Origin of the sequence: Flavobacterium sp. 1, assembly GCF_002797935.1 — a bacterium.
Classification (GTDB): domain Bacteria; phylum Bacteroidota; class Bacteroidia; order Flavobacteriales; family Flavobacteriaceae; genus Flavobacterium.
In genome coordinates this window covers 1,586,809-1,601,913 of the sequence record NZ_PGER01000001.1, presented here as the reverse complement: position 1 = coordinate 1,601,913, position 15,105 = coordinate 1,586,809, and the positions used below count along the sequence as shown (strand labels likewise).

Annotated in this window: 7 protein-coding genes; all 7 read left to right on the top strand. The window is 38.9% G+C overall.

Annotated elements, in window-relative coordinates:
* Positions 1-14 precede the first annotated feature (14 nt).
* The gene (locus CLU83_RS06515) at positions 15-1,790 is read left to right on the top strand and encodes an alpha-L-fucosidase (protein WP_100430856.1); all 1,776 of its coding nucleotides are present in this window, start codon (positions 15-17) and stop codon (positions 1,788-1,790) included.
* A 184-nt stretch (positions 1,791-1,974) separates the two neighbouring features.
* Entirely contained in the window at positions 1,975-4,305 is a 2,331-nt protein-coding gene (locus CLU83_RS06510; protein WP_232726999.1) for a sugar-binding domain-containing protein, read from the top strand.
* Positions 4,306-4,329: 24 nt separating this feature from the next.
* Positions 4,330-6,408, top strand: coding sequence for an alpha-L-fucosidase (locus CLU83_RS06505; RefSeq protein WP_100430854.1), 2,079 nt, complete (start codon positions 4,330-4,332; stop codon positions 6,406-6,408).
* A gap of 145 nt (positions 6,409-6,553) precedes the next feature.
* Positions 6,554-8,215 (top strand): DUF5597 domain-containing protein, encoded by a 1,662-nt coding sequence (locus tag CLU83_RS06500; RefSeq protein ID WP_100430853.1) that lies wholly within the window; start codon positions 6,554-6,556, stop codon positions 8,213-8,215.
* A 110-nt stretch (positions 8,216-8,325) separates the two neighbouring features.
* Positions 8,326-10,527, top strand: coding sequence for a glycoside hydrolase family 3 C-terminal domain-containing protein (locus CLU83_RS06495; protein WP_100430852.1), 2,202 nt, complete (start codon positions 8,326-8,328; stop codon positions 10,525-10,527).
* 477 nt (positions 10,528-11,004) lie between these two features.
* Positions 11,005-12,576 (top strand): glycoside hydrolase family 43 protein, encoded by a 1,572-nt coding sequence (locus CLU83_RS06490; protein WP_100430851.1) that lies wholly within the window; start codon positions 11,005-11,007, stop codon positions 12,574-12,576.
* Positions 12,577-12,624: 48 nt separating this feature from the next.
* Positions 12,625-15,030 carry a T9SS type A sorting domain-containing protein gene (locus CLU83_RS06485; RefSeq protein WP_100430850.1) on the top strand — a complete coding sequence of 802 codons (2,406 nt, stop codon included), beginning with the start codon at positions 12,625-12,627 and terminating at the stop codon, positions 15,028-15,030.
* Positions 15,031-15,105 lie beyond the last annotated feature (75 nt).

Below are 15,105 nucleotides of genomic sequence, written 5' to 3'. Positions count from 1 at the left end.
TAAATTATAAACCAATGAAAAAGATTTTAGAAATTGTCTTTATTATTTCAATTACGATTTTTGGCTTAAATGCCCAAAATAAAAAAACGAAGCCAAAATCGAATGTTGAACCTTATTTGTTACCAGCATTTCCTTCGGTATCAACCATTTTGCCGCAAGACAGTATTACAGTTGGTGACTTAAAATCGTTTCCCGAAATGAAATTGAATATTCCCATCGCATCCGGCCCGTTTGAACCAACCTGGGAATCCATTGAGAAAAATTATCCTGGTGAACCGGCATGGCTTCGGGATGCTAAGTTTGGTATTTGGGTTCACTTTGGGCCACAAGCGGCAGGTGAAAGCGGTGACTGGTATGCACGAAAACTTTACACGGAAGGTACGACTGCCTATAAAAATCACTTCAAGAAATACGGTCACCCATCCGAATCAGGGTATAAGGAAGTACTTCGTGATTGGAATCCAACAAAGCTTGACCCGGCTACGCTTACCAAAATTTATAAGGCTGCAGGTGCTCGTTTTCTGATGATTCAAGGAGTACATCACGATAACTACGATATGTGGAATTCAAAATATCAACCATGGAATTCCGTAAATATCGGTCCAAAGCGTGATTTAATTGGCGAATGGGCGAAAGCTTGCCGTGCCAATGGAATGCATTATGGTGTAACATTTCACCACGAATATACCTGGTGGTGGTGGCAAACGGCTTTTGGCAGTGATAAAGAAGGTGCTAAAAAAGGTGTGCCTTATGATGGGGGGCTGACTCTTGCCGATGGCAAAGGTAAATGGTGGGAAGGATATGATCCACGGTTGCTTTACGGCATTAATCTGCGCGAGTACAAAGGTGTAACCGAGGCTGCTTATTCAGGATGGTCACCTCCACCGGCAGGCATATTCACGAATCACCTTGATTACGCAAAGTGGTATGCATCAAAATGGGCGTTAAGGATGATGGATGTAGTACAGCATTATGACCCTGATTTTATTTATACCGATGGTACAGTACAAGGACCTTTTACCGGTGATGGAACTGGAACCGGCCTTAAAGCAGATGCTATGCAAACCGTTATAGCCGATTACTACAATCGCACACTCAAAAATCGTGGCTCTGTGAATACTTTCAGCATAGTGAAATTCCGAAAAAAGACTAATGGTACAGTAAACACTGAAGAATTTGGTGTTCCGGTCGAGATCAAAACCGATCAGCCATGGATCGCAGAAGCTCCGGTTGGTGACTGGTTCTATGCTCCGGGTTTTACCTACGATTCGGGAATGATGATTCGCTATATTATCGAAGCCATTGCCCGCGATGGTAATGCAGCTTTATGTATTTCCATTTTGCCTGATGGTTCATTGGACGAAGGCAGTATGAAAATGTTGAAAGAAGTTGGTGTCTGGATGAAACGAAATGGGGAAGCTGTTTACGGAAGCCATGCATGGACGATTCCTGGAGAAGGAGAACAAATTAACGGCAAGTTGAAAATGCTTCCTGGTGGTGCGTTGAATCGTAAACATGCAGAATTCAGGTTCGATGCTCAGGACATTCGTTTCACAATTGGTAAGAACGGTGCATGCTACGCATTTTGTATGAACGTACCTGTTCCGGGAGCACAGTTGAAAATCAAATCTCTTGGTACCGATGCAAAATACTTTAGCAAGCCTGTTAAAGATGTGAAATTGCTTGGATACAAAGGGAAATTGCAATGGAAACTGGAAACTGATGGTCTCGTTGTCACTTGTCCGGCGGAAATGCCATTTGCAACGGCAATCGTGTTCAAGGTCGAATAGTGTTTAAATAACTCTCAATTATAAATTGAATAATAATACTATATACTATCCTAAGGTATTTAGAAATATAAAACGTAACAAAATGTACAGCTTAAATTCATATAAAAAACAATATTTTACAAAACAACTAGTATTCTTATTTATACTATGTATAAGCTTTCTTTCAGGATATGCACAAAACGGGATGGAAAGAAAACAGTTATTTGATTCTGACTGGAAATTCTTTTTAGGCGACGCTTCTGAAGCCAAAACAAATGATTTCAATGATCAGAGCTGGCGTAAACTGGATTTACCTCATGATTGGAGTATCGAAGGAAAAATTCACCCTAAAAATGCTACTGGTGGAGGTGGCGGATATTTTCCGTCAGGAATTGGCTGGTATCGCAAAACCTTTCAGGTACCTGATAGCTGGAAAGCAAAAAAAACAGCTATTTATTTTGAAGGTATTTATATGAACTCTGAAGTTTTTATCAACGGAAAATCGCTGGGTGTTTATCCTTATGGCTACTCTTCATTCAGTTATGACCTTACACCATATTTGATTTTTGGAAAAGAAAACGTTATTGCGGTACGTGTTGATAATTCACAACAGATGAACAGCCGATGGTACAGTGGATCAGGAATCTATCGCCATGTCTGGATGATGGTTACCAATCCGGTACATCTGGCAAACTGGGGTGTTGCTATTTCAACTCCCGAAGTATCTTCAAAAAAGGCGACAGTACTGGTAAAAACCAAGGTTAAAAATGAAACAGGATCGCTACAGAGAATTGTTGTTACAACCCATCTTTTGGATAAGAGTTCTAAAAGTGTTGGAAACAGTCAAACACAGGTTGAGCTTCCTGCCAATGGCGAGAAGGAAATAACCCAAACCATACAAGTGTCAAACCCTATGCTCTGGACACCTGAAACACCGCATTTATATCAGGCCCGGATTCAGGTAATAAAAGATAAAAAAGCGCTGGACGATACAAAAAACAATTTTGGTATCCGTTCCATAAAATTTACTGCCGAAAATGGATTTCAGCTTAACGGTAAAACAGTAAAAATAAACGGCGGTTGCGTACATCACGATAATGGCTGCTTAGGTACAGCTGCCTTTGATCGTGCCGAGGAACGCAAAATTGAATTGCTCAAAGCCGGTGGATTCAATGCCGTGAGAACTTCCCACAACCCGCCTTCTGAGGCATTTCTTGACGCCTGCGACAGATTAGGTTTACTGGTAATGGATGAGTCGTTCGATTGCTGGAATGTCGGGAAAAACAGTAATGATTATTCTAAATATTTCAACCAGTGGTGGCAACGTGATTTGGAAGCCATGGTATTGCGCGATCGCAATCATCCTTCAGTTTTTATGTGGAGCATAGGTAACGAAATACCCGAACGGGCAGATCCTGAGGCCGTTGAAACAGCTAAAATGCTTTCAGCAACAGTAAAGAAAATAGATAATACCCGTCCTGTTACATCCGCAATTGTAGCTAACGGAAAGTGGGAAGTGTTCGATCCGCTGATGGCGGCACACGATGTTGCAGGTTATAATTACAACCTGCATACTGCCCCGGACGATCATAAAAGAGTGCCTTCGCGTATCATAGTTCAAACCGAATCCTATCCAAAAGATGCTTTTAACAATTGGAAACTGGTGGAAGAAAATAATTATGTAATCGGGGATTTTGTTTGGACAGCGATGGATTATTTGGGCGAATCAGGTATCGGTCGTTATTATTATTCGGGAGAAGTTCCCGGCCAGCACTGGGAAAATGATTTCTTCCCTTATCATGGTGCCTACTGCGGTGATATAGATTTGATTGGCTGGAGAAAACCCATTTCCCATTACAGAAGCCTGTTGCATAATACTAACGAAAAACTCTACATGGCAGTTCGTGAACCAGCCCTGGAACCTTTGGAAATCAAAGAAACATGGTGGTCGGTTTATCCAACATGGGAAAGCTGGACATGGCCTGGTTTTGAAGGAAAAACTGTTCAGGTTGAGGTATATTCAAAATATCCAAAAGTAAGGTTATACCTGAACGACAAATTGGTTGGTGAACAAAAAAACAGTAAAGAGGAGCAATTTAAGGCTACTTTTCCGATTCCATATTCTGCAGGTTTGCTTAAAGCTGTTGGAGTAGAAAATGATAAGGAAATGGAATCAGCCATTCTGCAGACTGCTGGCGATGCCTCAAAAATAAAATTGACTGCCGACCGAAAAGAAATACTGGCCAACGGACAGGATTTATCATTCATAACTATTGAAATAACAGACAAGGATGGAATATTCCAACCGAACGCTGCCAATCGTCTGCATTTTAAAATTGATGGGCCGGGTGTCATTGCAGGAGTAGACAATGCTGATTTGAAAGACTTCGAACCATACTTAGGCAACACTCGTAAAGCATGGAAAGGTAGAGCTTTGGTAGTAATAAAAAGCAATCATCAGGCGGGTGAAATTAAATTATCGGTATCATCCAATGGATTGGAAGAAACTTCAATAAATATAAAAACGCTTAAATAGTAATTAGAATAAACAATATATCAAATGAAAAGATTTTTTTTATACGCAGTCATTCTTGCGTTTTTATCAACTAGTGTTGGTGTTGCTCAGATAAAAACTCCAGCAGCCTGTGGGCCGACACCTTCTGAGAACCAAATGAGAGTGCAGGAAATGGAAAGTTATGCTTTTGTGCATTTCTCGTTAAACACCTACACGGATCAGTCGTGGGGATTTGGTAATGAAGATGTCAAACTATTTAATCCAGAAAAATCAGATTGTCGTCAATGGGCACGCATTTGCAAAGAAGCTGGGTTGAAGGGGATTATTCTTACTGCTAAACACCATTGTGGATTTTCGCTTTGGCCATCTAAATACACGGAGTATTCAGTAAAAAATGCTCCATGGAAAAATGGTAAAGGAGATATGGTTCGCGAAATGGCTGATGCCTGTAAAGAATACGGTTTGAAATTTGGAATATACTTGTCACCTTGGGACAGAAATAGCGCTGATTATGGAAAACCGGAATATATTACTTATTTCAGAAACCAATTGACAGAACTTCTTACTAATTATGGTGAAATTTTCGAAGTGTGGTTTGACGGTGCTAATGGTGGAGATGGATATTATGGTGGAGCTAACGAAGTTCGTAAAATTGATGCTAAGACATATTACGACTGGAAAACCACATACGCATTGATTCATAAATTGCAACCAAAATGTGTGATTTGGAACGATGGTGGTGAAAGAGGAGACCTTCGTTGGGTTGGAACCGAGGATGGAAATGTAGGTGAAACGAACTGGAGTCTCTTGAACGCAACGGGTGATGTTCCATGGAACAATTTGCATTTTGGGGTTGAAAACGGGAATAAATGGGTGATGTCCGAAGTAAATACTTCCATTCGTCCAGAGTGGTTTTATCATCCAGACGAAGACAATAAAGTAAAAACAGTTCCCCAATTGATGGATCTTTATTACAACTCTATTGGACGCAACGGAACTATGTTGCTGAATTTTCCAATTATGCCAAACGGTTTGATTCACCCAACCGATGAAAAGAATGCCATCGAATTTGGTAAAGCTGTAAAAGAATCTTTTGCAACAAACATTGCCCAAAACAAAAAAGCAACAGCTTCAAATGTGCGTGAAAAATCAAAAAAGTTTGGGGCTGATTTGGCGGTAGATGGAAAGAAAAATACCTATTGGACTACGGATGATAATATCAAAACGGGATCATTAACAATTGATTTGGGTAAACCTACCATTTTCAACCGTTTTATGGCACAGGAATACATCCGTTTGGGTCAACGTGTGAAATCCTTTACTGTAGAAGCCTTTGTGGATGGAAACTGGAAAGAAGTAGCAAGCGGAACTACCATTGGTTACAAACGAATCCTTCGTTTTTCTGCTGTAAATGCAACTAAGGTACGTTTCAATGTTAATGACTCAAAATGCAACCCTGTTATTTCTAATATCGGAATTTATGATGCTCCAGTGTTCTTGTATGCTCCATCAATTATCCGAAATCAATCTGGCGAAGTAACGATATCGACTAATGATATTGGACCAATTTTTTACTATACATTAGACGGTAGTGAACCTACTTCAAATTCAAAAAAATATACAGGTCCATTTATAGCTGACGGTAAAATGGAGATAAAAGCAATTTCTTTTGATCCTACTTCACACAAGAGCAGTCCAGTTGGTGTAGAAAAATTTGATGTTTCTAAAAAAGACTGGAAATTAGTAGGGATAAACGATAATAATGCTACTGCAGTATTTGACGGAAATCCAGCAACTGTATGGCATTATAAAGACAATAAAATGCCGATAGATTTAGTGATTGATCTTGGAAATAGTAAAAACATTGTTGGTTTTAAATACACGCCTGATCAAAATAAATGGAGTTCTGGTATTGTTACTACATACGAGTTCTATACATCAGACGACAATGTGAGTTGGAAATTAGTTGATAAAGGTGAGTTTTCGAATATAAAAAATAACCCTTTGATGCAAATCAAAAATTTTGCACCGGTAATGGGGCGTTACATTAAGTTGCGTGCATTGAAAAACACCTTTGGAGATAATGTTGCTGGTTATGCAGAAGTGGATGTGATTACAAAATAATAAACAAAAACAGTTATTCCCGAATGAGTTGGGAATAACTGTTTTTTTAGAAGAATTGAGATGTTGGCAGCAAACAAATTACATTACAAATTAAACATTCAACAAGGATTTATATTTTGTTGAAATCATCAAAAATATTTATTTCATGAAAAAATTAGTTCTATTTACTTTTTTATTTTTCTCAGCTTATTTAAAAGCTCAGGAATTACCTCAATTAAAGAAAGAGGGTAATATGACCAGACTGTATGTTGATGGTAAACCCTTTGTTATGGTTGCCGGAGAGCTGCATAATTCCACCTCTTCCAATTTAACTTATTTGGCACCCGTTTTCTCAAAATTAAAAGAAATGGGACTTAATACAGCTATCGCATCAATTGCATGGGAACAATTTGAGCCTGAGGAGGGAAAGTTTGATTATTCACTTATTGACGGGATGATAGCCCAGGCTCGCGAAAGCAAACTAAAACTTTGTATTATATGGTTTGCAAGCTGGAAAAATGGACTTTCCACTTATACGCCGCTTTGGGTAAAAAAAGATTCAAAACGGTTTTTTAAATTAAAACAAAGTAATGGCGAGACTGGAGAAGTAATTTCAGCTTTTTGTAAGGAAGCACAGATGGCAGATGCTAAGGCTTATGTGCAATTAATGAAACGAATCAAAGAAATAGACAAAGATCATACTGTGGTAATGATGCAAGTTGAAAACGAAGTTGGTGCTTTTCAGGACATCGATTACAATAAACAGGCACTTGACTTATTTAAGTCTCAGGTTCCGGAAACCTTAATTAAGTATTTACAAAAAAATACAAATAATTTGAGCCCGGAAATGAAATCTGTCTGGCAAAAAAATGGAAGCAAAACTAAAGGTACTTGGTCTGAAATATTTGCTGATGAAATGAAAAGTGCACAAAACTTTTTCATGACATGGCAATATGCCAAATATATAAATGAAATAGCCCGATTGGGTAAAAAAGAACTAAACCTGCCTATGTATGTAAATTGCTGGTTGGTTCTAAAACCTACTGATTTACCCGGAGTATATCCAAACGGTGGACCAGTATCCAGAGTAATGGATATTTACAAAGCCTTTGCGCCTTATATCGATTTCTGCGCCCCTGATATTTATGAACCCAACTATAAAGAAATAGTGGCGATGTATCATCGATATGATAATCCGCTTTTTATTCCTGAAAGCACAACTGAACAGGCCCGGGCTTTTTATGCCTACGCAGAACATGATGCTATTTGCTTTTCTCCTTTTGGGATTGAAGATGCTTATGGCAATTTAGCTTACAGGCAGTCAATCTCTGTAATAAATGAATTAATGCCCTATATAATTAAATATCAGGGTACAGGAAAAATGCGAGGTTTTATGCGCACTAAAAACAGTACCACCGACACGCTTACATTTGGCGATGATAAAGTAATTGTGGAATATGATAATTGGAACACTACTGGATATGGCCTGGTTATTCAAACGGCACCGGATGAATATATAGTAGCAGGCATTACAGCACGACTAAGATTTGAATCGAGTAATCCATCAAAAAAAATTCGCATTGGCCAAGTGTTTGAAGGAAAGTTTGAAGGCGAAAAGTGGATAACTTCCCGTATGCTTAATGGTGACGAAACCTGGCATCATGACCGCCTGCTTGTAAAAGGGCGTGAAGTAAAGATTACCCAGACTTTAGAAGGACAAATAGTTCCTCCCCAGCCTGGACTAAACCAACCTGTATTGGAATCAGCCAAGAATACAGAAGTTCAAACTCCTGCGGTATATAAAGTGACTACTTATGAAATGAAATAAAAATAGTCTGTTTTTAGAATTAATTGAAAGACCCGACTCAGTTATCAATTCCGTCATAAATAAATTGATATGACAGTAGTTTGATAAATAATAGAAGAGAATACAATATTATGAAAAAAAGAAAAATTAACGTTTTAGTATTACTATTTAGTCTGTTGTCTGTTTGCGGATGGGCACAAGAGCCTGTTTACTTAGATGAAAGCAAACCTATAGAAGCTCGTATAAAGGACGCATTGTCAAAGATGACGTTAGAAGAAAAAGTAGCCCTCTGTCATGCGCAGTCGAAATTCAGTTCAAAAGGAGTTCCCCGGCTGGGCATTCCAGATGTATGGTCTGCCGATGGGTCGCATGGTGTGAGCGATGAGAAATTATGGGATGAATGGAGCGGGGCGCAATGGACGAATGACTCCTGCACCGCTTTTCCTGCCTTAACATGTCTTGCGGCAACATTCAATCCCGAGATATCGCTGCTTTATGGTAAATCTATTGGAGAAGAAGCCCGATACCGAAACAAAACCATGTTGTTAGGACCGGGAGTCAATATTTATCGTACACCGCTCAATGGCCGGAATTTTGAATATATGGGCGAAGATCCTTTTTTGGCCTCACGCATGGTGGTTCCATACATTCAGGGTGTACAGTCCAATGGAGTTGCTGCGTGCGTAAAACACTTTGCATTGAACAATCAGGAAATTTCCCGTGGCGAAATTAATGTAAATGTAAGTGACCGTGCGTTGCACGAGATTTACCTTCCGGCCTTTAAAGCTGCCGTTCAGCAAGGGAATGTGTGGTCCATCATGGGCGCCTATAACAAAATATGGGGCGTGCATTGCTGTCACAACGACCTTTTGTTGAACAAAATCCTGAAAAATGACTGGAAGTTTGATGGCGTAGTGGTCAGTGACTGGGGCGGTGTGCACAATACCGATGAAGCGGTCAATGGCGGACTTGATATTGAAATGGGCACCTATACCAATGGATTGACAACACAAGGACATTTCCCTTTTTCCAGCTATTTTTTGGCCGATCCGTTTTTGAAAGGAATCAAATCTGGGGAATATGAAATGTCAAAGCTTGATGATAAAGCAAGCAGAATCCTGCGAATGATTTTTCGTACCACTATGAGCGCCAATCGTCCTTTCGGTCGTTTTGTATCACCCGAACACAGCTCAGCAGCGAGACAAATAGCAGATGAAGGTATTGTCCTTCTTAAAAATAACAAACAGTTTTTACCCATTCCTGCTGGCAAATACACAAAGATTGCCGTGATAGGCGAAAATGCTGTACGCAGCCTGATTGTTGGTGGAGGTTCTACGTCGCTGAAAGCTGCTTATGAAATTACACCATTGCAGGGATTAAAGAATAAATACGGTGAAAATCATATTGTTTACAGCATGGGATATGCTTCAGGTCCGTCACTATACGGGGCAGAAGAACCTTCCAAATTAAATATAGACTCATTGCAAAACGCAGCCGTTGAAGTTGCCCGTCATGCCGATGTAGTCCTTTTTGTCGGCGGGTTGAATAAAAATTATTTTCAGGATTGTGAAAGTGGTGACCGTAAATCCCTTAGTTTGCCATTCGGACAAGATAAACTGATTGAAGCGATAGAGAAAGCCAATAAAAATGTTGCCGTAATTTTACTAAGCGGAAATGCGGTTTTGATGCCTTGGCTGGATAAAACACCAGCTATTGTACAAGGATGGTATCTTGGCTCTGAGGCCGGAAATGCTTTGGCGGATATTATTTCCGGTGACGTAAACCCTTCAGGGAAACTCCCTGTCTCCTTTCCTAAAAAACTGGAAGATGTCGGGGCACATGCCTTTGACAAACTCTGTTATCCGGGTGATGGTGTCAACGTGTATTACAAAGAGGATATTTTAGTAGGCTACCGCTGGTATGACACTAAAAACATTCCTGTTCTTTTTCCATTCGGATATGGATTGAGTTATACAACATTTCAATACGGAAAACCTGCCGTTTCTTCGAAATCAATTACAGCAGCCGATTCATTAATGGTGACAATTCTAGTAAAAAATACAGGCAAAGTTGCAGGAAAGGAAACAGTTCAACTGTATGTTAATGATGAAGCATCAAGTTTGCCACGTCCAATTAAAGAACTAAAAGGGTTTAAGAAAATTTCTTTAGAACCGGGAGAGGAAAAAACGGTGAGTTTCACCTTGACAAAAGAAGACCTTTCTTATTACGATGACAAAAAAAATGCATGGATTGCAGAACCCGGTAAATTCAAAATCATGATTGGAGCTTCGGCCACTGATATCAGAGGTACTGAAGACTTTATTTTGAAATAGACACATAAAATCTGGATAATGTTTTTTTCGGTCTGAGGTCATTTGGCATCAACGTTTCAAATTGACTCTACCTGTGCTCGTTTGGATTTTTCTAAATGAAAAAAATATAGCTTTTCTAATTTTCTTTTTATGAATAATATTTTCGCAATATAAATTACTAAAAAAATACAATCTCTAAAATAGTAACGACTTATGTTTTTATTCTCTTTTAAAAAAAATTGAGATTATTGCAAAGTTATTTTATTAAACTCAAGACCACAGTGTAAGACGAAAAGCAAGCATAATGAAGCTATAGTTTTGTTTTGGTTTTTTTCTCCTGCAATATGCCTCGAATATCAACAAAAGACATGAAAACGGTACTAAATCGGATACATTAGGGGCCATGTTTTTATAATAGTAATAAGTAGTTTTACGATCTTATTTTTTTTGAAATCAAAAAAATAGGCCATTGTAATTGATTTTAAATAAATTTTAAATATGAAAAAAATAATTGTTTTTATAATTTGCATTTTTGGTTTCTATCACTATTCTAACGCTCAGGGATATAAAAATCCTGTCATTTCCGGTTTTCATCCGGATCCGAGTGTGTGCAGGGTTGGTGATGATTATTATTTAGTAACCAGTAGTTTCGAATATTTTCCGGGGGTTCCGGTCTTTCATAGTAAAGACTTAATTAACTGGACAAAAATCGGACACTGTCTAACCCGACCTTCCCAACTCAAATTAGACAAATGCCTGCCTTCTGCCGGGATCTATGCACCGACAATCCGTTATCACGAAGGTCTTTTTTATATGGTGACCACAAATGTATCTAGTGGAAATTTTTATGTGTATACAGATAATCCTGCCGGCGAATGGTCTGAACCTGTTTATGTAGATCAGGGAGGTATTGATCCTACGTTATATTTTGAAGACGGCAAATGTTACTTTGTGTCAAATGGCAAAGGCATCACCATTTCTGAAATAGATATTAAAACAGGAAAAAAACTTACTGAAAGCAGAATCGTATGGAATGGTACAGGAGGACGTTATCCTGAATCACCGCATATTTATAAAAAAGATGGATTTTATTATTTATTGATTTCTGAGGGTGGTACCGAGTATGGACATAAAATGACGATTGCACGCAGCAAATCTCTTTATGGGACTTATGAGTCTAACCCCTCTAATCCGATTTTTACGCACATAAATGAAATTTCTCAAAACAACCCAATTCAGGGTACCGGGCATGGCGATTTTGTTCAGGCTCATGATGGCTCTTGGTGGATAGTATTCCTGGGCTTTCGTCCACAAAGCTTACTGCATCACGTAATAGGACGTGAAACATTTTTGGCTCCGGTAAGATGGGATGCAAATGCCTGGCCAGTGATAAATGGCAACGGTACAGTAAACATAGATATGAATGTACCTACTTTACCTTTAAAACCTGTAAAGCAGCAAGCCCTCTCTACCGATTTTGATGAAGCGAAGTTGGGTGTTGATTGGAACTATCTCCGAAACCCATTCATGAAAAATTATTCTCTGACGGAAAAGAAAGGTTCATTGAGGCTGAAAGCAAGCCCGGTTTCTTTGGATGCTGCTGATTCCCCTACTTTTGTGGGACGCAGACAGGAACATATTGATTTTTCGGCTACCACTGTGCTATCTTTAAATGATGCAATGCAAGATGACGAAGCGGGAATGACAATTTACTACTCGCCTCAGGCCCATTATGACATCTTTTTAAAAAAATCGGAAAAAGGCAAGCGTAAACTGTTAGTACGTTATCATATGGGGGTGTTGAACCAAACCGCATACGAGATGGAAATTCCCGGTGATAAAATTTATTTGAAGGTTAAAGGAGATAAGGACTTTTACTCGTTTTATTATTCTGTGGACGGGGAGAAATTTAATTTTTTAAACAAGATAAACGTATGGTATCTGAGTTCTGAAACTAATGGGGGATTCACCGGAGTTTATATTGGATTATATGCCGCTTCTCAAAATAAAAATACTAAAGCTTATGCTGATTTTGATAAGTTTATGTATAAACCCGGCAGTTCAGATTAAATATGATTTAAATTTTTTAACCTATTAAAGCATAAAAAAGACTCAATTATGAATAAAAAAATAATTTTTATAATATTCCTGCTGGTCAGTACTGTTTCTTCATTTGCTCAGTTTACATTCAAAAATATACCAATTGGAGGAGGAGGTTTTGTAACTGGTGTTATTAGCCATAAAACAACCGGAGATATTTACTGCCGTACTGATGTTGGAGGTGCTTACCGTTGGGATGCGGTAAGCAATAAATGGGTTCAGTTGCTTAACTGGATTCCCGATGGACAAGGAGGTTATATGGGTGTGGAAGCTTTGGCTATTGATGAGCAAAATCCTAATAATATTTATATGTTATGTGGAACTTCTTATATAAATAATGGGGCGACTGCTATTCTGAAATCTACCGACAAAGGAAATTCTTTCACAGTTGTCGATGTTACATCAAAGTTCAAAGCTCATGGAAATGGATATGGACGAGGAAATGGTGAAAGGCTTGTAGTGGATCCGCACAACAGTAGCGTTTTATTTTGTGGCACAAGAGCTAATGGTTTATGGAAAAGTATTGACGGTGGTGTTACATGGAATCTTGCTTGGAACGGAGTAACATCAACTCCTAATGAGAACGGAATTTGTTTTGTCCTTTTTGACCCATCAACAGCATCAGGCGGAACTACAAAGACCATGTATATAGGTGTTTCACGAAAAGGTGCAGGTAATGCCAACTTTTATAAAAGTACAGATGGAGGAGTTACATTTACTCCAATATCTCCTACTACTGATTTTATGCCACACAGGGCTGTTTTGCAGGGGACTACAATGTATGTGACTTATGCAGATTCTGAAGGACCTGGGACCAATAATGCAGGCAGGGTATTTAAGCTGAACACTTCAACCGGTGTTTGGACGAATGTTACGCCATTAACATGGGGCAATACTTCTCTTTCTTATGGTGGTGTCGATATCGATCCTGCAAATGTCAATAGGGTAGTGATTTCAACAACAGGAGTTTATAATAATAATCAATACGGTACTGCCTGGGGAGATTTTATTTATTTCTCAACCGATGGAGGTTCAACCTGGACTATAAAGAATGGTTCTAATAGTACATTTAATAATAATGGTATAGGATATACTGCGGGTCAGGTAAACTGGGCCGAATGTGCAGTTTTTGACCCTTTTGATAGCAATAAAGTGCGTGTTGTAGGAGGAGGGGGAATCTTTACCTGTCCCAATATTACAGCTACAAATCCTGTCTGGAAATTAGATGTTATCGGGATTGAAGAAACTGCTTTTCTGGACGGTATAAGCATCCCGGGAGGTCCGTTTGTATGCGCAATGGGCGACATGGACGGCTTTTTACTCAATGATATCACTACATTTCCGCAACAGCTTCTTCAGCCCAATGTAGGTACAAACCGCAGCGTTGTTTTTGCTGCCGGCAATACCAATAAACTGGCAAGATCTAGTGATGGCGGAAAGCAGGTTTATTATTCCGCCGATATGGGAGCTACATGGACGGGATGTACCACCACTAAAGGGCCGGGAGGAAGGTTGGCATTAAGTGCTGACGGAGGAACTATTATTAACTGTCCAAATGATGCTAATTTTTCTCAACAGCAAAAAGTTTATTATAGTACTGATAATGGGACTAACTGGACAGAATCGACTGGTGTTGCCGTATGGGGAGCGATACCCGTAGCAGATCCGATGAACAGTAATTACTTTTACATTTATAATCCGTCCGACGGAAAAATGTATGTAAGTTCTAATAAAGGAGTCAGCTTTTCAGCTTTAGGTAATCCCGGGTATACCTCTGTGCCATGGTCAACAACGTTAATACGTCCGGTACTTGGATATGAAGGACACGTATGGGTACCTCTTGCAAACAATGGTTTAAAATATTCAATCGATCACGGACAGACTTATACTACTATTTCTAATGTTACATATTGCCGCTCAATAGGTATTGGCAAGGCAGCACCCAATGCGGCTTACCCAACTCTTTTTATTTGGGGTACTGTTGGAGGTGTAAAAGGGCTTTTCAGATCAACAGATAAAGGTGTAAACTGGATTAGAATAAATGATGATGCACATCAATATGGAGGAATAGAAATGATTGTAGGAGATAATAATGTATTTGGAAGGGCTTATTTAGCTGTACAGGGAATAACATATACCGAAGATTTAAGTACTTTGGGTATAGAAAACAATACTGTTTTGTCTAATAATCAGATAGTTTTGTACCCAAATCCATCTTCAAAAACAATAAATCTTACAGTTGAAAAACCTAATGAAATAGTGCGTATTTCAGTTTTTGATATGTTAGGAAGATCTGTTGAAACTATTGAACAGTCAGATATCAAAAGTGAAATGGCACTGGGGACTGCATTAACACCAAATATCTATATAGTAAAAGTATTTGGGACAAATTTTACAAAGTCTTTCAAAATAATTAAAAAGTAGCAGAGTATAAAATTTTCATATTTATCAATCAGGAGGTCATGGGTATGGATTTGGGATGATGCATTCAACAGCATT